The organism is Streptomyces sp. AC555_RSS877 (assembly GCF_019049245.1).
GTDB lineage: Bacteria > Actinomycetota > Actinomycetes > Streptomycetales > Streptomycetaceae > Streptomyces.
Window position 1 is genome coordinate 12,099 of sequence record NZ_JAGMUK010000007.1, and the last position, 21,286, is coordinate 33,384.

17 protein-coding genes are annotated in these 21,286 nt (G+C 71.1%); 11 read left to right on the top strand and 6 right to left on the bottom strand.

The genetic code is table 11. The annotated features are described in order from the left end of the window. Positions 1–5: 5 nt before the first annotated feature. Positions 6–746 (top strand): LysM peptidoglycan-binding domain-containing protein, encoded by a 741-nt coding sequence (locus KUM49_RS03915; RefSeq protein ID WP_217235254.1) that lies wholly within the window; start codon positions 6–8, stop codon positions 744–746. Positions 747–749: 3 nt separating this feature from the next. On the opposite strand, the gene KUM49_RS03920 is transcribed toward KUM49_RS03915, so the two are convergent. The 5 genes from KUM49_RS03920 to KUM49_RS03940 form a co-directional block, all read right to left on the bottom strand. Then, positions 750–1,562, bottom strand: a complete 813-nt coding sequence (locus KUM49_RS03920; protein ID WP_217235255.1) for an HAD family hydrolase — start codon at positions 1,560–1,562, stop codon at positions 750–752. 103 nt (positions 1,563–1,665) lie between these two features. Next, positions 1,666–2,694, bottom strand: a complete 1,029-nt coding sequence (locus tag KUM49_RS03925; RefSeq protein WP_217235256.1) for a LacI family DNA-binding transcriptional regulator — start codon at positions 2,692–2,694, stop codon at positions 1,666–1,668. Between the two features lie 35 nt (positions 2,695–2,729). Then, entirely contained in the window at positions 2,730–3,617 is an 888-nt protein-coding gene (locus KUM49_RS03930; RefSeq protein ID WP_217235257.1) for a carbohydrate ABC transporter permease, read from the bottom strand. Further along, on the bottom strand, positions 3,614–4,615 hold the full coding sequence (locus KUM49_RS03935) for a carbohydrate ABC transporter permease (protein WP_217235258.1): 1,002 nt from the start codon (positions 4,613–4,615) through the stop codon (positions 3,614–3,616). Before KUM49_RS03935 ends, KUM49_RS03930 begins: the two co-directional genes overlap by 4 nt. Continuing rightward, entirely contained in the window at positions 4,612–5,949 is a 1,338-nt protein-coding gene (locus KUM49_RS03940; protein WP_217235259.1) for an ABC transporter substrate-binding protein, read from the bottom strand. Before KUM49_RS03940 ends, KUM49_RS03935 begins: the two co-directional genes overlap by 4 nt. 280 nt (positions 5,950–6,229) lie before the next feature. On the opposite strand from KUM49_RS03940, the gene KUM49_RS03945 reads away from it, so the two are divergent. From KUM49_RS03945 to KUM49_RS03990, 10 genes are all read left to right on the top strand, one after another. Further along, positions 6,230–8,230: a beta-galactosidase gene (locus KUM49_RS03945; protein ID WP_217235260.1), complete on the top strand. Its 2,001-nt coding sequence runs from the start codon at positions 6,230–6,232 to the stop codon at positions 8,228–8,230. Positions 8,231–8,332: 102 nt separating this feature from the next. Then, a complete protein-coding gene (locus KUM49_RS03950; protein WP_217235261.1) occupies positions 8,333–9,484 on the top strand; it encodes an arabinogalactan endo-1,4-beta-galactosidase in 1,152 nt (383 codons plus the stop codon). Positions 9,485–9,680: 196 nt separating this feature from the next. Beyond that, complete coding sequence (locus tag KUM49_RS03955) at positions 9,681–10,091, top strand: hypothetical protein (RefSeq protein ID WP_217235262.1); 411 nt, start codon at positions 9,681–9,683, stop codon at positions 10,089–10,091. A 201-nt stretch (positions 10,092–10,292) separates the two neighbouring features. Continuing rightward, complete coding sequence (gene fahA / locus KUM49_RS03960) at positions 10,293–11,525, top strand: fumarylacetoacetase (protein WP_217235263.1); 1,233 nt, start codon at positions 10,293–10,295, stop codon at positions 11,523–11,525. A 251-nt stretch (positions 11,526–11,776) separates the two neighbouring features. Next, positions 11,777–12,715 carry a M56 family metallopeptidase gene (locus KUM49_RS03965; RefSeq protein ID WP_217235264.1) on the top strand — a complete coding sequence of 313 codons (939 nt, stop codon included), beginning with the start codon at positions 11,777–11,779 and terminating at the stop codon, positions 12,713–12,715. Positions 12,716–12,943: 228 nt separating this feature from the next. Further along, positions 12,944–13,732, top strand: coding sequence for a GntR family transcriptional regulator (locus tag KUM49_RS03970; protein ID WP_217235265.1), 789 nt, complete (start codon positions 12,944–12,946; stop codon positions 13,730–13,732). A 54-nt stretch (positions 13,733–13,786) separates the two neighbouring features. Then, complete coding sequence (locus tag KUM49_RS03975; RefSeq protein ID WP_010986276.1) at positions 13,787–14,014, top strand: ferredoxin family protein; 228 nt, start codon at positions 13,787–13,789, stop codon at positions 14,012–14,014. 16 nt (positions 14,015–14,030) lie between these two features. Next, entirely contained in the window at positions 14,031–15,374 is a 1,344-nt protein-coding gene (locus KUM49_RS03980) for an ABC transporter substrate-binding protein (protein WP_217235266.1), read from the top strand. Next, complete coding sequence (locus KUM49_RS03985) at positions 15,371–16,279, top strand: ABC transporter permease (RefSeq protein ID WP_217235267.1); 909 nt, start codon at positions 15,371–15,373, stop codon at positions 16,277–16,279. The genes KUM49_RS03980 and KUM49_RS03985 overlap by 4 nt, the downstream gene beginning before the upstream one ends. Then, positions 16,263–19,157 (top strand): fumarate reductase/succinate dehydrogenase flavoprotein subunit, encoded by a 2,895-nt coding sequence (locus KUM49_RS03990; RefSeq protein WP_254400708.1) that lies wholly within the window; start codon positions 16,263–16,265, stop codon positions 19,155–19,157. Before KUM49_RS03985 ends, KUM49_RS03990 begins: the two co-directional genes overlap by 17 nt. A gap of 23 nt (positions 19,158–19,180) precedes the next feature. On the opposite strand, the gene recQ is transcribed toward KUM49_RS03990, so the two are convergent. Continuing rightward, entirely contained in the window at positions 19,181–21,214 is a 2,034-nt protein-coding gene (gene recQ / locus KUM49_RS03995; RefSeq protein WP_217235368.1) for a DNA helicase RecQ, read from the bottom strand. Positions 21,215–21,286: the final 72 nt, after the last annotated feature.

A 21,286-nucleotide genomic window follows, 5' to 3' on the forward strand; every position in this document is an offset into this window, starting at 1 on the left:
GCGCCATGGCCGCACGAGGCAAGCACAGCCGCCCCCGCACCAACCCGTTCACCCGAGGCGTCATCACAGCCGGAACAGGCATCGCCGCCCTCGCCCTCCCGCTCCTGAGCGCGACCACCGCGAGCGCCGCGCAGCCGGCCAAGGCCCCCGCCGCCGCGCAGGCCGCAGCGCAGGTCAAGTCCGTCACGTACACCACGGTCAAGGGCGACACGCTCTACGACATCGCGGACACGTACGACACCCCCGGCGGCTGGCAGCAGCTCTACAAGGACAACCGCAAGGCCATCGGCGACAACCCCCGGCTGATCCACACCGGTGTCGAGCTGACGGTCAGAACGGCCAAGAAGGCGAGCGCGCCCGCCAAGAAGCCCGCACAGTCCGCGGCCCAGGCCACCCAGGCCACCCAGGCCTCCGTCAAGACGTACGCGAACAACCTCGACGGCTGGATCCGCGAAGCCATGGACATCATGGCGCAAAAGGGAATTCCCGGCTCGTACGACGGCATTCACCGCAACATCATGCGCGAGTCGTCCGGCAACCCCCAGGCCATCAACAACTGGGACTCCAACGCCGCCGCGGGCACCCCGTCCAAGGGCCTGCTCCAGACCATCGACCCGACCTTCCAGGCCTACCACGTGGACGGCACGTCGTGGGACCCGTACGACCCGGTCGCGAACATCACCGCGGCCTGCAACTACGCGGCCGCGCGGTACGGCTCGATCGACAACGTCTTCGGGGCGTACTGAGCCCTACCGGAGCGGAAACAGTCTTTCGAGGACGACGGCGACGCCGTCGTCCTCGTTCGACAACGTGATCTCGTCGGCCACGGCCTGGAGTTCGGGGTGGGCATTGGCCATGGCGACGCCGTGCGCGGCCCAGTCGAACATGGGGATGTCGTTGGGCATGTCCCCGAAGGCGATGGTGTGTTCGGGCCCGAGGCCCAGATGGTCGGCGGCCAGGGCGAGGCCCGTCGCCTTGGTGATGCCGCATGGCTGGAGTTCGACGGTCCCGGGACCCGACATGGTGACCGTCGCCAGGGAGCCGATCACTCCGCGGGCCGTCGCCGCCAACTCGTCGTCGGACAGGTCGGGGTGGCGCAGCAGCACCTTGCTGATGGGCGCGCTCCACAGGTCGTCCCGCCGGCCGACCCGTACCGCGGGCAGGGTCGGGTGGGGCATCAGATAGCCCGGCTCGATGAGGGTGAGCCCGTCGACGCCGTCCTGGTCGACGGCCGCGTACACCTGGCCGATCTCGGCCTCGATCTTGCCGAGCGCGGTCTCGGCCAGCTCCCGGTCCAGGGTGACCGACCACAGCAGACAGTCCGCCCCGGCGTCGTACACCTGCGCGCCCTGCCCGCACACCGCGAGCCCCTCGCTGCCCAGGTCGTCGAGGAGCGGCCGCACTCTGGGCGCCGGGCGGCCGGTCACCACCAGATGCCGGGCCCCGGCCGCCGCCACCCGCGCGAGCGCGACGAGCGACCGGTCGGAGAGGGTGTCGTCGCCTCGGAGCAGCGTTCCGTCCAGGTCGGTGGCGATGAGTGAATATGCGGTGGGTGCGGCCATGATCAGAGAATACGGATGGAACGCCCCGGCGACTCGACGCGAACCGGACGGCTACAGCCTTCACATGCGTTGACGCCTGCTCCGGTTACGGCAGTCGGCACGCTCACGCGGAGTCCCGTACCACCAGTTCCGTGGGCAGTATCACTCCCGACGTGTCCTCCCCCGCGATCTGCGCGAGCAGCATGCGGACCATCTCGGCGCTGATGCGCTCGAAGGGCTGACGGACGGTGGTGAGGGCGGGGGTGATGGCGGTCGCCGCGGGAGAGTCGTCGAAGCCGCCGACAGCGATGTCATCGGGGACCGAACGGCCGCTCTGCTGGAGGGCGTTGACGACTCCCTGGGCCATGAGGTCGGAGGCGACGAACACCGCGTCCAGGTCGGGGGCCTGGGCGAGCAGCCGGTGGGCCGCCTGCTCGCCGCCGGTGCGGCGGTAGTCGCCCTCGGTCACCAGCGCCGGGTCGTACGGCAGCCCCGCCTCGGCGAGCACCTCGCGGTAGCCGGCCAGCCGGTCCGTGCCGCCGGGGGTGTCCAGCGGGCCGGTGATCATGCCGATGCGGCGGCGGCCGCTGCCGAGGAGGTGGCGGACCATCTCCCGGGCCCCGTCGCGGTCGTCGGCCGCCACGTAGCTCACCCTGGAGCCGAGGCCCATCGGCTTGCCGCAGGCCACCAACGGCATTCCGGCGGCGCGCAGTTCGGCGGCCACCGGGTCCCCGCTGTGACTGGAGACCAGCAGGACGCCGTCGACGTGGCCCGAGGTGATGTAGCGGGTCACGCGACGGCGGTCGTCGTCGGTCGCGGCGAGCATCAGCAGCAGCGGGATGTCGTGCCGGGCGAGGTGCTCGGTGCAGCCGCGCAGCAGCACGTTGAAGTTGGGGTCCTCGAAGAACTTCTCCTGCGGCTCGGTCAGGAGGTAGGCCACCGAGTCCGAACGTCCCGTACTGAGGCTGCGCGCATGCCGGTTGACCACGTAGCCGGTCTTCCTGATGGCGGACTCGACCGCCCGGCGGGCTGCCGGGGAGACGTAGTGGCCGCCGTTCAGGAAGCGGGAGACGGTGCCCCGCGACACGCCGGCCTCCCGCGCCACGTCGTGGATGGTGGGCGGCCGGCGGCGTCCGTTGGCGCTGGTGGTCATGTTCCTCGTTCGTGACGGTGGGGTCGGCGGATACCTCAGGCCTTGACCGAGCCGCTCAGCAGGTCCAGGGACCAGAACCGCTGGATCACCAGGAAGAGCGCGATCAGCGGGATGATCGCCAGCAGACATCCGGTGATGACCAGGGTGTAGAGGGCGGGCTGCGAGGCGCCCTGGGCGAGCAGGGTGTAGAGCCCGAGGGTGAGCGGGAACTTGGTGTCGTCGGCCAGCATCACGTACGGCAGCAGGAAGTTGTTCCAGATGGCGACGAACTGGAAGAGGAACACCGTGATCAGGCCCGGCATCATCATCGGTACGGCGATCCGCGAGAAGATCCGCCACTCGCTCGCGCCGTCCATGCGGGCGGCCTCGAGGAGTTCGGCGGGCACCGCGGCGGCCGCGTAGATGCGGACCAGGTAGACGCCGTACGGGGAGAGGATGGACGGCAGAAGCATCGACCAGTACGAGTCGGCCATGCCCAGCTTCGACAGCAGCAGGTACTGCGGGACGGTCAGCACGATGCTGGGCACCAGGACGCCGGCCAGGATCAGCTTGAAGATGACCTCCCGACCCCGGAAGGCGAACCGGCCCAGCGCGTAGCCGCCGCCGGCGGAGACCGCGGCGGACAGCAGGGCGCCGAAGCCCGCGTAGAGGGCGGAGTTGCCCATCCACGTCCAGTAGATGCCGTCCCGGTAGGCGGTCAGCTCGCTCAGGTTGTCGAAGAAGCCGGTGCCGGGCGCGAAGGTGAAGGTGGAGAACAGCTCCGACCGGTCCTTGGTCGCCGCCATCACCACCCAGGCGATGGGGACCAGGCAATACAGCGCGCCGAGGACCAGCACGAGGGTGGGGACCCAGGCCGTGCGCCGCGCACGGCTCTTGACGGGGCGTATGCCCGCGGTGTCGGCGGTGAGGGTGAGGGGGGTCATGCCCGGTCCTCCCGGGTGTAGCGGTCGGAGACGCGCAGCAGGGTGAAGGAGATGAGGTAGGTGGCCAGGGCCAGGACCACCGCGGTGGCGGAGGCACCGTAGATGTCGGACTTCAGGAAGGCGCTGTCGTAGATGGCCATCAGCGGACTCCAGGTGGAGGTGAGGCTGTTGGTCAGCGGCTTGAGCGCCATGGGCTCGGTGAAGACCTGGAGGGTGGCGATCACCGAGAAGAAGAAGGTCAGCACCAGGGAGGGCATGACGATCGGGATCTTGATCCTGAGCGCGATCTTGAGGTCGGACGCGCCGTCGATGCGCGCGGCCTCGTAGATGTCCGGCGGGATCGCCCGCAGTGCGGTGTAGATGACGATCATGTTGAAGCCGGTGCCGCCCCAGACCGCGATGTTCGCGAAGGAGAGGTACAGGTTGCCGCCGTCGAACAAATCCGGCTGCGGCAGGCCGAACCTGTCCAGCAGGTAGTAGAAGGGGCTGACGGCCGGGAGGTACAGGAAGCCCCACATGAGGGCGGCGATGATGCCGGGCACCGCGTACGGCAGGAAGATCATCAGCCGGGCGAAGGGCGCGCTGCGCACCTTCGGGGTGTCGAGCATCAGCGCGAACAGCAGCGCCAGCCCGAGCATCGTCGGGATGACGATGAGGCCGTAGCCGAAGGCGCGCAGCACGCTGTGGCCGAACTCGGAGTCCTGGAACACGTCGGTGTAGTTGCCGAAGCCGTTCCAGACCTGCTCGCGGGCGCCCTTGCCCAGTCCGATGCCCTTGACCCGGACCTTGTGCAGGCTGAGCCAGATCGCGTACCCGATGGGGACGACGGTGAAGGCGGCGAACAGGACCAGGGTCGGCGTCAGGAACCAGTACGGTGCGCTGCGGCCGCGGCCACGGCGGCGGGGGCGGCTGGGGCGGACGGACTTGGCGGTGCCGGTGCCGTCCGCCAAGGGCCCGACCGTGATGCGGTCGGAGCCCTTGAGCGGAGCGCTGGTCATGCCTCGGTCACCTCGAAGCCCTGCTTCTTCATGTCGTCGAAGGTCTTCGACTGCATGGTGCTGAGGGCAGAGGTGAACTGGGCCTCCTTCTTCGCCTTGGTGGCCTTGCCGAAGCCGTCGTTGAAGGCGGTGTAGGCGGTCTGCACGTTCGGGCCCCAGGCGGCGGTGGCCGTGGTGGCGGCTATCTCCGCGGCCGTGGTGTAGAAGTCCTTCTGGTTCGGGAAGAAGGCGGGCGTGGTGAGCACGTCGCCGGACTGGCCACTGGTGGCCGCCGGGTAGATGCCGACCTCCTTGACCAGGGCGGCCAGCGCCTCCGGATCGGTGTTGATCCAGTGGGCGAACTTCGCCGCGGCCTCGGCGTGCTTGGAGTCGGTGGAGACACCGGTGGAGGAACCGCCCCAGCTGCCGGTGACGTTGTCGCCGGCCTTCCACTGCGGCAGCGGGGCCATCCGCCAGTTGCCCTGGGTCTTGGGGGCGGCGGAGACCAGCACACCGGGCGCCCACACGGCGGAGACCCAGCCGATGTGGGTGCCCTTGTTCAGGGCGTTGTTCCAGGCCGGGGTGTACATCGGCTGGTTGTCGATGACGCCCTCCTGGACCAGGCCGCCCCAGAACTCGGCGACCTTCCGGCTGGCGGCGTCGTCGATGCCGACCGTCCACTTGCCGCCGCCGTCGACCGTCCACCACTTGGCGCCGGCCTGCTGGGTGAGGCCCGCGAACAGACCCGGGTCGTTGGAGGAGAAGGTGGTCAGGTAGGCGTCCGGAAGGGCCTTCTTGGCGGCGCGCGCGGTCTCCGCGAACTCCGTCCAGGTCTTCGGCACGGACAGGCCGTGCTTCTTGAACAGGTCCTCGCGGTAGTAGAACATCAGCGGCCCGGAGTCCTGGGGGACGCCGTAGACCGCGTCGGTGCCGAGGGTGACCATGTCCCACAGGCCCTCGGCGAAGTCGCCCTTGGCGTCACCGACGTACTTCGAGATGTCGGCGAGCACGTCGTTGGAGACCAGGGTCGGCAGCGACTGGTACTCGGCCTGGATCAGGTCGGGCGCGTTGCCGGCCTTCTTCGCCGTGATCACCTTGGTGAGGATCTCGGCGCCACTGCCCTGCTTGGACACCGTGACCGTGATGTCCGGGTTCTTCTTGTTCCAGATCGCGGCGACCTTCTCCATGTTGGGCGCCCACGACCAGTAGGTCAGCTTGACCGGCCCGCTGCTCTCTCCGGAGTCTTCGTCGTCGGAACCGCCGCAGGCGGCGAGGGTGCTCGTAAGGCCGAGGGCTGCGGCCCCGGCGAGGATGTTGCGCCTGCTGATCTGGCGGCGGTTGATCGACATCTTCATCTCCCCTGACTTGGACGAGCCGACCTCGTCAACGTCCCGCGTACGCGGCAACCGCCGTGGGGGGAGGTTCTGCGGGACGTGACCGAGGGGCTGTGCGCGAGGGCCGCGCGGCTCTGTGATCGTGCACAGTAGAGAATTGTTTCGGCCCCTTGTCAATGGCGAGTGCCTGGGGTTACCTACTTGTTGCTCGCGGATGCCAGTCGGAATCAGTACTGTGCACGATCACAGAAACCTGGCGTCACCTCCGCCGCTACCTGTCCTCGATCCCGGGAGCCACCGCATGCCCTCCGCCGCCCCGCACGACCGCCTGCCACTCGCCTTCGGGGGCGACTACAACCCCGAGCAGTGGCCGCAGGAGGTGTGGGAGGAGGACGTACGGCTGATGCGCGAAGCCGGGGTCACCATGGTCTCGCTCGGCATCTTCGCGTGGTCCAGGATCGAACCCCGGCCCGGCGAGTACGACTTCGAGTGGCTGGACCAGATCATCGGGATGCTCCACGAAGCCGGGATCCTCGTGGACCTGGCGACACCCACCGTCGTACCGCCCGCCTGGTTCTACCGCGCCCACCCCGAGGCCCTGCCCGTGACCCGGGAGGGCGTGCGGCTGGCGTTCGGCTCACGCGGCGCGATCTGCCACTCCAACCCGGACTACCGGGCGGCCGCCGCTTCGATCACCTCACGGATCGGCGAGCGCTACGGGCGGCATCCCGCCGTGGTCCTGTGGCACGTCCACAACGAGTACGGCGCTCCCGTCCTGAGCTGCTACTGCGACACCTGCGCCCAGGCCTTCCGGGCCTGGCTCCAGGACCGCTACGGCACCCTCGACGCCCTCAACCATGCCTGGGGCACCGCCTTCTGGGGCCAGCTCTACGGCGACTGGGAGGAGATCGGGGTGCCCCGGACCACGCCCACGGTCGGCAACCCGGCCCATCAGCTGGACTTCCAGCGCTTCGCCGACGGTCAGGCCCGCGCCAACTTCGTCGCCGAGCGGGACCTCCTGCACCGTCTGTCCCCCGGCGTGCCCGTGACCACCAACTTCATGGTCGCGCCCAGCCAGTGTCAGAGCATCGACTACTGGGAGTGGGCCAGGGAGGTCGACCTGGTCACCAACGACCACTACCTGATCACCGACGGCCGCCGCACCCACGTCAACCTGGCCCTCGCCGCCGACCTCACCCGCTCCGTCGCGGGCGGCGCCCCCTGGCTGCTGCTCGAACACTCCGCCTCGGGCATCAACTGGCAGCACCACAACCCGGCCAAGGAACCCGGCCAGATGGCCCGCAACTCCCTCGGCCATGTCGCCCGCGGCTCCGAGGGCGCGATGTTCTTCCAGTGGCGCCAGTCCCGCAGCGGTGCCGAGAAGTTCCACTCGTCGATGCTGCCGCACGGAGGGACGGGGACGCGTGTGTGGCGGGAGGTCACCGATCTGGGTCGCCGGGTCGCGGACCTGGCCGAGCTGCGCGGCACCCGCACCCGGGCCGACGTGGCCATGGTCTGGTCGTGGGACTCCTGGTGGGCGCAGGGCATGGATTGGCGGCCCAGCCAGGACCTGGACGCACGGGAGCGGCTCGACGCGTTCTACGAGGCGCTGTACGACCGGCACCTGACGGTGGACTTCTTCCCGCCGGCCGGGCTGGGAGAGGTCGATCCCTCCCGGTACCCGCTGCTCGTCGTCCCCCAGCTGTACTCGGCGCCCGCCTCCGTCGCCGCCGACCTGGAGCGGTACGTCTCGCGCGGCGGCACGCTGCTGGTCTCCTTCTTCTCCGGCATCGTCGACGAGCACGACAGCGTGCACCCCGGCGCGTATCCCGGGGCGCTGCGGGACGTGCTCGGGCTGAGTGTCGAGGAGTTCGACCCGTTGCTGCCGGGCGAGCGGGTCGCCGTACGGACCTCGCACGGGGACTCGTGGGAGGCCGACCTGTGGTCCGAATACGTCGTCCCGGGCGACGGCTGCGAGACCGTCGCCGCCTTCGCCGACGGCCGTACGGCCGGACGCCCGGCGCTCACCCGGCGCGCGCTCGGCGACGGGGCCGCCTGGTATCTGGCCACCCGACTGAGCGGCGCGGATCTGGCGGCGGTCGTGGACCTCACCCTCGCGGACGCGGGGGTCACGCCCCTGGACCTGCCCCGGGACGTCGAACTCGTCGTACGGGAGGGCGAGTCGGGGGTGTTCCGGTTCGCCGTCAACCACACCGACGCCGAGGTGAAGGTGGTGCTGCCGGACGGGAGCCGGGCGGCGGTGCCCGCGGGCGCGGTCGAGGTGTTCCGCGAGCCGCGCTGAGCTTTCCCTCCTGTTTCCACCTCCTGTTTCCACCTCCTGTTTCCACCTCTTGTTCTTCCTCTTGTTCTTCCTCTGTGACTTTCACTGTGAAGGGACCCTGACATGCGCAGACGCAGTGTTCTGACCGCCGCCGGAGCCGCCGCGCTGGCGATACCCGTGCTGGGCGCGGCACCCGCCGTGGCCGCACCGGCCGTCGCCGCAGCGGCCGGAGATCGTCGCCGCCTGCAGATCCGCGGCGTGGACATCTCCTCGCTGCCGAAGAACGAGGACAAGGGTGCCGTCTACCGGCGTGCCGACGGCCGCCGCCAGGACCCGGTCCGCATCCTCGCCGAGGCGGGCGTCACCCATGCCCGCCTCAAGGTGTGGGTCAACCCGGCCGACGGCTACAACAACAAGGCCCACATACTCCCGCTGGCCCGTCGCCTGAAGCGGGCCGGCATCGGCATCTGGGTCGACTTCCACTACTCCGACACCTGGGCGGACCCGGCGCACCAGACCAAGCCGGCCGCGTGGACCGGCCTGGACGTGGCCGGCCTGACCCGGGCCGTCTACGACCACACCGCCGACGTCCTCGGCGCGCTGAAGCGGCAGGGCACTCCGGCCGACCTGGTACAGATCGGCAACGAGCTCAACGGCGGCATGCTCTGGCCCGACGGCAACTGGGAGCACTGGGACAACCTCGCCGCCTTCCTCAAGGCCGGCCTCAGCGCCGCCCGCGACACCCAGCCGCGCATCCGCACGATCCTCCACCTGGCCAACGGCGGCGACAACGGGCTGTACCGGTGGTGGTTCGACAACGCGGTCTCCTACGGGGTCGACTTCGACATCATCGGCCTGTCGTACTACCCCTTCTGGCATGGGCCGGTGGAGCAGGCCGCCGCCAACATGGCCGACATCACGGCCCGTTACGGCAAGCCGTGCGTCATCGCCGAGACGGCCTACCCGTTCACGCTGGAGAGCGAGGACGACATCAACGACATCATGAACGACCCCTCGCAGCTCACCGAGGGCTTCCCCGCCACGCCCGAGGGCCAGGCGGCCTGGCTGCGCGCGGTGGCCGACCTCGCCGCCGCCGTCCCCGGCGGGCAGGGCCTCGGCTACTGCTACTGGGAAGGCGTGTGGACCTACCGCGCCGGCAGCGGCTGGAACCCTCAGGACCCGGCGTCCGGCAACGCGTGGGAGAACCTTGCCCTGTTCGACTTCGAGGACAGGGCGCTGCCGGGGCTGAGGACACTGGGGCGCTACCGGTCGTAGGACCGAAGGGCCCGTTCACCGGCGGCGACAGCCCTGTCGCCGCCGGACGGTGTAGTGGGCTACACCACCGATACGGGTGACCGTTCCCTCGTCGTGGCGAGCCGGCGACGGGATCGTGGGCGGACAGAGATCCTCACGGATTCCCTCCTCCATCTCTTCCTCTCTCCTCCCCTCTTCCTCGATGAAGGGACAGCCCATGTCCGCGAACCGCCCGCGCCGCCGCCGTTTCACCCGCCTCGCCAGCGCCGTCGCCGCGGTCGCCCTGACCTCGGGGCTCGCCGCCGCCTGCGAGCCCGACGACTTCGACAACTCGCTGGACTGCGTGTCCGACGCCGACACGATCTCCGACAGCCTCAAGGCGATCCACGAGGCCGGCTGGGACGCGGCCGAGGACCCCTCCCGCACGAACGAGTCGATCGACACGATCGAGAAGAACCTCGACAAGATCAACGCGGACACGGACGACAGCAAGGTCGACAAGGCGGCCGACGAGCTGAACCAGGCGGTCAAGGACTACAACCAGGCCGTCCTGAACGGCGACACCGACCCGGACACCGGCAGGATCGACGCGGCGGCCGACAAGCTGAAGGACGTCTGCACGTCGTGAGCGGCCCTCTGTTCGCCGCGGCGCGACGTGACGGGACCGGCGGGTGCTCCACGCGGCCTCTTGGTGCCGGCTGACCGCCCGGACGGGGGCAAGACCATCTTCTCTGTGTCCGCCCACGCAACTCAGCCGTAACGTGTGGCCCGACAGCGTGTGGCGCGACCACATCGAACGCACGGTACGCACGAGAGTGAGGCAGCACCCATGCCCCCCTTCGATGTCCCCGAGGGCGACCCCTTCGGCACGCACAACCTCCCGTACGGCGTGTTCTCGCTCCCCGGATCCGACGATCGCCGGGTGGGTGTCCGCCTCGGCGACCACGTCCTGGACGCGGGCGCGGCGGCCGCCGCCCTCGGCTCCCCGTACGTCGCCCTCCTCGCGCGGCCCTCCCTGAACCCGCTGCTCGCCGCGGGCCGCAACGCCTGGTCGGACGTGCGGCGCGCGCTGACGGCATGGGTGACGGTGCCCTCCCACCGCGAGACCATCGAGCCGCTGTTCCACCCCCTGTCGTCCGTGACCCTGCATCTGCCCTTCGAGGTGGCGGACTACGTCGACTTCTACGCCTCCGAGAACCACGCCCGGAACGTCGGCCAGATCTTCCGCCCGGACGCCGCCGACTCCCTGACCCCCAACTGGAAGCACCTGCCGATCGGCTACCACGGCCGCTCCGGCACGGTGGTGGTGTCCGGCACGGACGTCGTACGCCCGTCGGGTCAGCGGAAGGCCGCTTCCGACCCCGCGCCGGTCTTCGGACCCTCCGTCCGCCTGGACATCGAGGCCGAGGTCGGCTTCGTGGTCGGGGCGCCCTCGCGCAGGGGCGAACCGGTCGCCCTCACCGACTTCCGCGAGCACGTCTTCGGGCTGTGCCTGCTGAACGACTGGTCCGCGCGCGACATCCAGGCCTGGGAGTACGTCCCTCTCGGCCCGTTCCTCGGCAAGTCCTTCGCCACCTCGGTGTCGGCATGGATCACCCCGCTGGACGCCCTGGAGCCGGCACGGGTGACGCCCCCGGAGCGGACCCACCCCCTGCTGCCGTACCTGGACGACACGGACGACGAACCCGGCGGCTACGACCTGCGCATCTCGGTCGCCCTCAACGGCCACGTCGTCTCCGAGCCCCCTTTCTCCACCATGTACTGGACGGCCGCCCAGCAACTGGCCCACATGACCGTCAACGGCGCGTCCCTGCGCACCGGCGACCTGTACGGCTCCGGCACGGTGAGCGGACCTGCCGAGCGGGAACGGGGATCGCTGCTGGAACTGACCTGGAACGGCCGCGATGCCCTCGAACTCCCCGACGGCAAGCGGACCTTCCTCGAGGACGGCGACGAGGTGATCCTGTCGGCCTGGGCCCCCGGCCCTGACGGTGTCCGGGTGGGACTGGGCGAGGTCGTCGGCCGGGTGGTGCCGTCCCCGCCCCACATCGCGCCCCACTGAACGACTTCCGACACCTGCCGTACGCCGCCCGCCGCCGTCATACTGGCGACGGGCGGCGCGGCTGTGAGGACGACGGACGACGCCGTCGCCGCTCGGACAACCCATGCGGCCGCACGGCCCGTCAGCCGTACAGCCCATACGGCCGTACAGCCGGCCGTACAACCCGTGCGGTGCTTGCCCCAGTGCACTGCGCACTGCGCGCTGTGCACCCATAGCAGCCGTTTCTTCCGACCAGATCCGGAGCCCGTGGCATGACTGTCAGCCTGCTCCTGTTGAGCGCCGTCGCCCTGGCGGCCGCCGTACCGGTTCCGCGCGCGCTGACCCGGGCCGCGTGGCCCGAGCGGGACCCCGTGGTCGCGCTGTGGGTGTGGCAGTGCCTGGTCGCCACCGTCCTGCTGTGCTGTCTGGCGGCCCTCGTGCTGGGCACCGCGGCGGTCTTCCACACCGTCCGCGACCACGTCTTCGCACCGGCACCGCCGGCCGTGACCGCCGCGTACGACCTCTCCGTCGCCCCGGCCTGGGCCGTCGCCCTCACGCTGCTACTGGCGTGCGGGGCCGCCTGGACGACCGCGATGCTCGCCCGCGAGTTCGTCGAGGCCCGCCGATGCCGCGGCCAGGCCCGCGCCCACCTGCGCGAACGCGCCCCCGACCTGCCGGCCGGCCTGCCCGCCGCGCGCGGACCCCTGCTCGTCCTGGAGGACGAGTACCCGGACGCCTGGTGGATGCCCGGCAACCCGCCCCAGCTGATCGTGACGACCGGTGCCCTGCACCGCCTCACCGACCACCAGCTGGACGCGGTCCTCACCCACGAGCGCGGCCACGCCCGAGCCCGCCACGACTGGCTGCTCCACCTCTCCACCGCCCTCGCCACCGGCTTCCCCCGTATCCCGCTCTTCGCCCACTTCTGCGACCAGACCCACCGCCTGGTCGAACTGTCCGCCGACGACACGGCCTCCCGCCGCTGCGGCCACCTGACCACGGCCCTGGCCCTGATCGAACTGAACCAACACCGAGGCGTCCTCTCCTGCGCCTCCACCCACCGCCTCCTCGGCGAACGAGTGGACCGCCTCCTGGAGCCCCAGCCCCGCCTCGGCCCCCGCCACCGAGCCCTGACGACAACGGTGGCGACCCTGGTCCCGCTCCTCCCCCTCCTGATCACCTTCGCCCCAGGCATCACGGCACTGTCGTAGGACGGGCCACCCCAGCTGCGGGCAGTCGTGCCGCTGGGGCGGCACGGGTGGGCGCAGGCGGCACCCCGCCGGCGCCGGGCTGCGCCGGTCGCGCCGACCCCGAAACCGGTGGCAGATCTTCCCCACAGCCACCGAAATCCCCAGGTCAGCAGCCCCACCGGCGGAGCCCCTGGTGGCGCAACAATCCCGCAACACGACTTTCCCTACCGCCTCGGTATGGTTCGAAACATGCCCCCCTCCGACCGCATCCGCGACCACGCCGGCCAAGGCGCGACCACCGTCGCCGCCCACCGCACGCGTCGCCGGCTGCGCGCGGACCAGGCGCGCCAACTCGCCGACCTGCTACGCCGCCAACTCCTCACCGACGGCTTCCCGGACGGCACCCTCCCCCACGAGTCCGCCCTCGCCACCGACTACCGCGCCTCCCGCAACACAGTCCGCCAAGCCCTGGACCTGCTGCGCGCCGAAGGCCTGGTGGAACGCCTCCCCGGCGTCGGCACGGTCGTCGTCGCCCAGAAGTACCCCCACGGCCTCGACCGCCTGATGGGCCTCGCGGAAACCCTCCGCGAACACGGCCGGGTCACCAACGAGGTCCGCACCATGGGCCCCGCCCCCGCTCCCGTCCCCGTCGCCGAACGCCTCCACGTCGCCCCCGGCACCGACGTCCTCTACATCGAACGCCTGCGCCGCCTCAACGGCCTCCCCCTCTCCCTCGACCTCACCTACGTCCCCCTCGACCTCGGCACCGCCCTGCTCGGCGCCGACCTGGAGAACACCGACGTCTTCCGCCTCCTGGAAGCCATCACCGGTCAGCCCCTGGGCCACGCCGAGATCACCCTGGAGGCGGTGAACGCGGACGCCCACTCCGCCGCCGTACTGGAAGCCCCGCGCGGCGCTGCCGTCCTCATGCTGGAACGGCTCACGCACCTCGCCGACGGCCGCCCGGTCGACCTGGAGTTCATCCGCTTCCGCGGCGACCGCATCACCATGAGCGGCCTGCTGCACCGGTCGCTGTAAGTCCTCCCCGGTTCCGCTCCACATCCCTGCTTGCGCACCTTCCTGGAGACAGCCATGCCCTTGGCGCCCCAGCGGGCCGACGTGCCCGTGACCATCGACGAGTCGAAGTGCATCGACGGCTGCACGCTCTGCGTGGACATGTGCCCGCTGGACTCCCTCGCCATCGACGAGAGCAACGGCAAGGCCTACATGCACGTCGACGAGTGCTGGTACTGCGGCCCGTGCGCGGCCCGCTGTCCCACTGGAGCCGTCACGGTCAACATGCCCTATCTGCTCCGGTGAGAGGCCACCAACTCCCATGAAACGCACCGCAGTCGCCGCCGCTGCCGTCACGCTCCTCCTGCCCCTCACCGCCTGCGGCGGCAGTGCGGAGGCGGGCGACAGCTCGACGGTCACCGTCACCGTCGGCTACCAGTCCAAGACGATCAACACGGTCACGGCCGGCACCCTCCTGCGCTCTCTCGGCTCCCTCGAGAAACGGCTCAACGCCCTGGGCGACGGCACCACCTACAAGGTGAACTGGCAGGACTACGCCACCGGCGCCCCCATCACCGCCCAGATGACCGCCGGGAAGATCGACATCGGTTCGATGGGCGACTTCCCGCTCCTCATCAACGCGGCCCGCGGCAAACAGCTCGGCCAACCCACCCACCTGGTCTCCGTCACCGGCTACAACCTCCGCGGCGGCCTCAACACGATCGTCACCTCCCCGGACTCGAAGCTCACCTCGCTCGAAGACCTCCGCGGCAAGAAGGTCTCCACCAGCGTCGGCTCGGCCGCCGACGGCACCCTCGTACGCGCCCTGCAACGCGCCGGCATCGACCCCGACCAGGGCGTCGAGAAGCTCAACCAGCAGCCCGCGGTGGGTGCTTCGGCCCTCGCCGCCGGCAGCACGGACGCGCTCTCGCAGTTCGTCGCCTGGCCCGGCCTGCTGGCCTTCCAGGGCAAGGCGAAGGCCCTGTACGACGGCGCCCTCCTGAACCTCCCCACCTTCCACGGCGTCACCGCCCGCGAGGACTTCGCCAAGAAGCGCCCGGCGGTCCTGGAGGCCTTCCTCAAGGCCCAGGCGGAAGCGACCGACTACCTGAACGCCCACCCGGTGGCCGCCGCCGAGAAGGTCGCGAAGGCCACCGGCCTGCCCGCCGAGGTCGTCTACCTCTACAACGGCGCCCACGGCATCGCCACCTTCGACCCGGCGATCAAGCCCCAACTGGTCGCCGCCCTCAAGCAGGACGTCTCGGTCCTCAAGTCGGCGAAACTCACCGGCGACGTGGACGTGGACGCCTTCGTCGACGACCAGTACGTCAAGAAGGCCCTCGGCCCGGCCTACGCGAAGCGCCTCGCCGCCGCCCCCGCCCCGGCCGCGAGCGAGGTCTGGCCCAAGAACTCGACGCGGACCCGGACCTTCAAGTCCCCCTCCGAGCTGCTGCGTTACATCGCCCTGCGCAAGGCCGACATCCGCGCCGCCTACGTCCCCGACGCCACCACCGGCACTCTCTGGTTCGCCGACCGGGCCGTCTGGGTGAGCGACGGCGACCAGCTCCTCCCCTTCGTCGCACCGGCGACCGCGAAGGCATACGTCGCCGACCACGGCGGCGCCCGCGTCATCCCGTACGCCGACGCACTGGCCCGGGCGTCATGACCCGGACGGCGCCGTACCGCTATCCGAGGCGGGCGGGCCGGCTCGCCCTGCGGGTCTCCTCGCTGGCCGCCGCCCTCGGCCTGTGGCAGCTGCTGACCAGCCTGAACATCGACCTGTGGCTGCGCTTCTCGCAGTTCCCCACCGTCACCGACGTGGCCCGCGCCTTCGCCGGCCGGCTGTCCGGGCCCGACTACTGGACCGACCTCACCGACAGCCTCACCCGCATCATCACCGGATTCCTGCTCGCCGCACTCCTGGGCGTGGCGGCGGGCGTGCTCGTGGCGCGCTCCCGTCTCGCCGAGGACCTGCTCGGCCCGGTGCTGGAAGTGATCCGCCCGGTCCCGGCCATCGCCCTCGTCCCCGTCGCGATCCTCCTCTTCCCCTCCAACGAACAGGGCATCGTCTTCATCACCTGCACCGCCGCCTTCTTCCCTGTCCTGGTGTCCACCCGGCACGCGGTCCAAGCTCTGATCCCGGTGTGGGAGGAAGCGGTGCTCACCATGGGCGGCGGCCGGTGGCGGATCCTCGGCTCGGTCGTCCTGCCGGGTGCGCTGCCCGGCATCTTCGGCGGCCTGTCCGTCGGCATCGGCGTCTCGTGGATCTGCGTGATCTCCGCCGAGATGATCTCCGGCCAGTACGGCGTCGGCTACCGCACCTGGCAGGACTACACGGTCGTCGACTACCCGGGTGTGTTCGTCGGCATGGCCACCATCGGCATCCTCGGCTGGATCACCTCCACCGCCGTGGAACTGCTCGGCCGCCGCCTCACCCACTGGCTGCCCCGCACGTACGCCCCCGGCCCCCGGCCCGGGCCCCGCCACCCCACCGGGCCGGCCGTCCACACCACGCCGATCGCCCACACCGTGCCCGACACCGAGGAGGCGCGCGATGAGCACCTCGTCTGAGACGTCCAAGTCCCACGCGCGCGACCGGCTCCTCACCGGTCCTGCGACGAGCGCGCCGTCGTCCGGCGCGGAGCCTGACGTGCCGTCAACCGGCACGGAGCCCGGAGCCTCGAAGGCCGACGCGTCCTCGACCGGCACACAGGCCGCCGCGACCGCGAAGGTCGCGCAGTCCCCCGCCCCGGCGGCCGTCAGCGGCATCCGGTTCGCCCTCCGGAGCGCCACGCTCGGTCGCCCGGACGCCGCCGCTCTGGCCGGCGTCGACCTGGATGTCGCACCCGGCGAGATCCTCACCGTCGTCGGCCCCTCCGGCTGCGGCAAGTCGACGCTCCTGCGGACCCTGGCCGGCCTGCTGTCCCCGCTCTCCGGGGAGATCAGCCAGGACGGCCGCCCGCTGGTGGGCCCCTCCGCCGACCGTGCCCTGGTTTTCCAGGAGGACGCCCTCCTCCCCTGGCGCACCCTGCGCGCCAACGTCGAACTTCCGCTCGCCATCCAGGGGTTGCCGCGCAGGCAGCGCAGGGAGCAGGCGGACGCCTGGCTCGGCCGCGTCGGACGCATCGAGAACCGGGTGATGCCGGTGCGTGTGCTGACGGCCGAGGGCCGCGCCGTGGGGGCGGCGGGTTTCAACACGCGCACGGGACGGTTCGTCACCGTCCGCGCGGGCGCGGTGATCCTCGCCACCGGCGCCTGCGGCCGCCTCGGCCTGCCCGCCTCCGGCTACCTGTACGGCACGTACGAGAACCCCACCAACGCGGGCGACGGCTACGCGATGGCCTACCACGCGGGCGCCGAGCTCACCGGCATCGAGTGCTTCCAGATCAACCCGCTGATCAAGGACTACAACGGCCCGGCCTGCGCCTACGTCGCCAACCCCTTCGGCGGCTACCAGGTCAACCGGCACGGCGAACGCTTCGTCGACTCGGACTACTGGTCCGGCCAGATGATGGCGGAGTTCGCGGCGGAGGTCGCCTCCGACCGGGGCCCGGTGTACCTGAAGCTGAGCCACCTCCCGGAGGAGTCGGTCGCGGCCCTGGAGTCGATCCTCCACTCGACGGAGCGCCCGACCCGCGGCACCTTCCACTCCGGCCGCGGCCACGACTACCGCACTCACGACGTCGAGATGCACATCTCCGAGATCGGCCTGTGCGGCGGCCACTCGGCCTCCGGCGTACGCGTCGACGACCACGCCCGTACGACCGTCCCCCGCCTGTACGCCGCCGGCGACCTGGCCTGCGTCCCGCACAACTACATGATCGGCGCGTTCGTCTTCGGTGACCTGGCGGGCGCGGACGCGGCCCGCTACCGGCCGTACGCGGGCGAACTGCCGGCCGACCAGCTGCGCGACGCCCACGAGTTGGTCTACCGCCCGCTGCGCAATCCGGACGGCCCGCCGCAGTCCCAGGTCGAGTACAAGCTGCGGCGCTTCGTGAACGACTACGTGGCGCCGCCGAAGTCCGGCGCCCGGCTCTCCCTGGCTCTGGAGGCGTTCGAGCGGATGCGCGCCGACATCGCCGAGATGGGCGCCCGCACCCCGCACGAGCTGATGCGCTGCGCCGAGGTCACCTTCATCCGCGACTGCGCGGAGATGGCCGCCCGCGCCTCCCTGGCCCGCACGGAGTCCCGCTGGGGCCTCTACCACGACCGTCTCGACCACCCCCGTCGCGACGACGCGTCCTGGTTCCACCACCTCGATCTGCACAAGTCCCCCTCTGGTGCGATGGAGTTCACGGCTCGTCCCGTGGCTCCCTATCTGGTCCCGATCGAGGAGTTCACCCCGACCGGCGGTACTTCCCGCCACCTCGGCGAGGTCCATCCGGAACAGGTGGCGACCGCCGGGGCACGGCAGGTGGCACCGGTGGCTGCCGGGGCCGAAGAAGCCGAGCCGGCAGGGAGGGGTGCCGGGGAGAACCCGGCCTCCCGCCCAGCCCACGAGCAGTCCTCGGCCCGTCTCGTGGAGCTCGTCGCCCTCGCCGAGGAGCAGCCCGAACTCGACGCTCTGCGGCCGTACTTGGCCGACCCGGCGCCCGCCGTCCGACGCGAGGCCGTCGCAGTGCTGACGGAGGCGCTGCCGCCGGGAACGGGTCCCGCCCTAGCCGAAGCGCTCCGCGACCCCGCCGCGCAGGTGCGCGCAGCCGCGGCGGCCTCGATACGCGAACTGGTCGAGACCCTGCCGCCCGAACCGGCCCTGCGCGACGGTCTGGTCGTGGCCCTGGCCGAGTCCGACCCGGTCGTTCGTGCCGCTTCACTGGACGTCCTGCGCGCCCTGCTCCTGGGCGACGCCGAACTGTTCGCGGGCTCCTTGACGGACTCCGACGTCGCCGTCCGCATCGAGGCCGTGCGTGCGCTGGTGTCGGTCGACGCTGCCGAGGACCTCGCCCGAGCCGCGACCGCCGATCCGTCGCGCGAGGTCCGCGTCACGATCGCCAAAGGGCTGGCCACAGTGTCCGCAGGACGCCTGAGTGCCGTCGCGCCGGCGACGTGCCCCGCGGGTCCGGGCTTTGCCGGAACCGAACCCGATCCCGTCCAGGCCGCCCTCACCGACCTCGTCGACGACCCCGACGCCCTGGTGCGCGCGGCCGCCTACGGTGCGCTCGCCACCACCGGCTGCCCGGCACCGCTCGCCGAACGGGCCACGGCCGCCCTGTCCGATCCGGCGTGGCAGGTCCGGGCCGGCGCGGCCACCGCGCTGTCCGCCGCGGCTCCCGACATGGCCGTCCCCGCCCTCGCCAAGGCCCTGGCGGACCCCAACGCCGACGTCCGCAAAGCGGCGGTCCTGGCACTGACCCGGCATGCGAGCACCGAGGGCGCCCGCGCGGCCCTGGCCACAGCGACGACCGACTCCGACGCGGACGTCAGGGCGTACGCGGCCCGAGCCCTGTGACCCTGCCCCTGCCCGAGCCGTCCCTATATCCAGTCGTCCGGCTCGGGCTCCGCATCCATCTCTGGCCAGTCGTCCGCGCCCGGGTCCGCCTCCCGCTGCGGGTTCGTCTCCCGCTCCGGGTCCGCCTTCTGCTCCGGGCCCGGCGCCGCGCCTTCAGGAGCCCCGTCCAGGCCGGCGAGCACCTCGATCACGCCCTCCCCATAGGTCACCAGCTTCTTTTCGCCGACCCCGCCGACCCCGCCAAGCTCTGCCACGGACGTCGGCCAGACCGTCACGATCTCGCGAAGCGTCGCGTCATGGAAGATGACGTACGCCGGAACCCCCTGCTCACGAGCCTGTTCGGCCCGCCAGGCCCGCAGCGCCTCGAACGCCGGCACCAACGCCTCAGGCAGCTCGGCCACCGCGGCCTTGGCCTTGCGCTCGCCGCGCCCGGAGCCCGAAGCCCCGGCCCCCGATGCCGACCGCGAGGTCACCGCCTTCTTCGGCTCCTTCCGCAGCGGCACCTCCCGCTCCCGGCGCAGCACCGACCCGCTCGCCTCGGTAAGCACCAACGTGCCGTAGTCCCCCTCGACCGCGAGCAGCCCCTGCGCCAGCAGCTGCCGTACGACGCCCCGCCACTCCGCCTCGGAGAGGTCCTCGCCGATGCCGAACACGGACAGCTGGTCGTGGTCGAACTGGATGACCTTGGCCGTGCGCTTGCCCATCAGGATGTCGACGATCTGCACCGCGCCGAACTTCTGCCCCCGCTCGCGCTGCAGCCGTACCACGGTGGACAGCACCTTCTGGGCCGCGACCGTGCCGTCCCAGGTCTCCGGCGGGGTGAGGCAGGTGTCGCAGTTGCCGCAGCCCACCGGGTCGGGATCCTGGCCGAAGTAGGCGAGGAGCTGCCCGCGTCGGCACTGGACCGTCTCGCACAGCGCCAGCATCGAGTCCAGGTGAGCGGCGGCGCGGCGCCGGAACGCCTCGTCGCCCTCGCTCGACTGGATCATCTTGCGCTGCTGTATGACGTCGTTGAGGCCGTAGGCCATCCAGGCCGTGGACGGCAGTCCGTCACGGCCGGCCCGGCCCGTCTCCTGGTAGTACCCCTCGACCGACTTGGGCAGGTCGAGGTGAGCGACGAAGCGGACGTCCGGCTTGTCGATGCCCATGCCGAAGGCGATGGTCGCGACCACGGTCAGGCCGTCCTCCCGGAGGAAGCGGGACTGGTGGGCGGCGCGGGTGCCCGCGTCCAGACCGGCGTGGTAGGGCACCGCCTCGATGCCGTTGCGGGACAGGAACTCCGCCGTCGTGTCCACCGACCGGCGCGACAGGCAGTACACGATGCCCGCGTCCCCGGCGTGCTCCTCGCGCAGGAAGCCCAGCAACTGCTTCTTGGGGTCCGCCTTGGGCACGATCCGGTACTGGATGTTGGGCCGGTCGAAGCTCGCCACGAAGTGCCGGGCCGCCGGCATGTTGAGCCGCTGGGTGATCTCCTGGTGCGTCGCGTGCGTGGCCGTCGCCGTGAGCGCGATCCGCGGGACGTCCGGCCAGCGCTCTCCGAGCAGCGACAGGGACAGATAGTCGGGGCGGAAGTCGTGGCCCCACTGGGACACGCAGTGCGCCTCGTCGATCGCGAAGACCGCGATCTTGCCGCGCGAGAGCAGGTCCAGGGTCGAGTCCAGCCGCAGCCGCTCCGGCGCCAGATACAGCAGGTCCAGCTCGCCTGCCAGGTACTCGGCCTGCACCACCCGCCGCTCGTCGAAGTCCTGCGTGGAGTTCATGAACCCGGCGTTCACGCCGAGGGCCCGCAGCGCGTCCACCTGGTCCTGCATCAGCGCGATGAGCGGCGAGACCACGATGCCTGTACCGGGTCGCACCAGGGACGGGATCTGGTAGCACAGCGACTTGCCGGCGCCGGTCGGCATGAGCACGACGGCGTCCCCGCCGGCCACCACGTGCTCGATGACCTCTCCCTGCTCGCCGCGGAAGGCGTCGTACCCGAAGACACGGTGCAGCGTGGCCAGCGCCTCGCTATCGATCGTCCCTGGCATCTCGGTGATCCCGCCCGTCCCGCGCATAGCCGTGTCCCCCGTACGTCGTCCCTCGACCACTGCCTCCACGATAGGGGTCCGGACTGACACCGCCGGAGT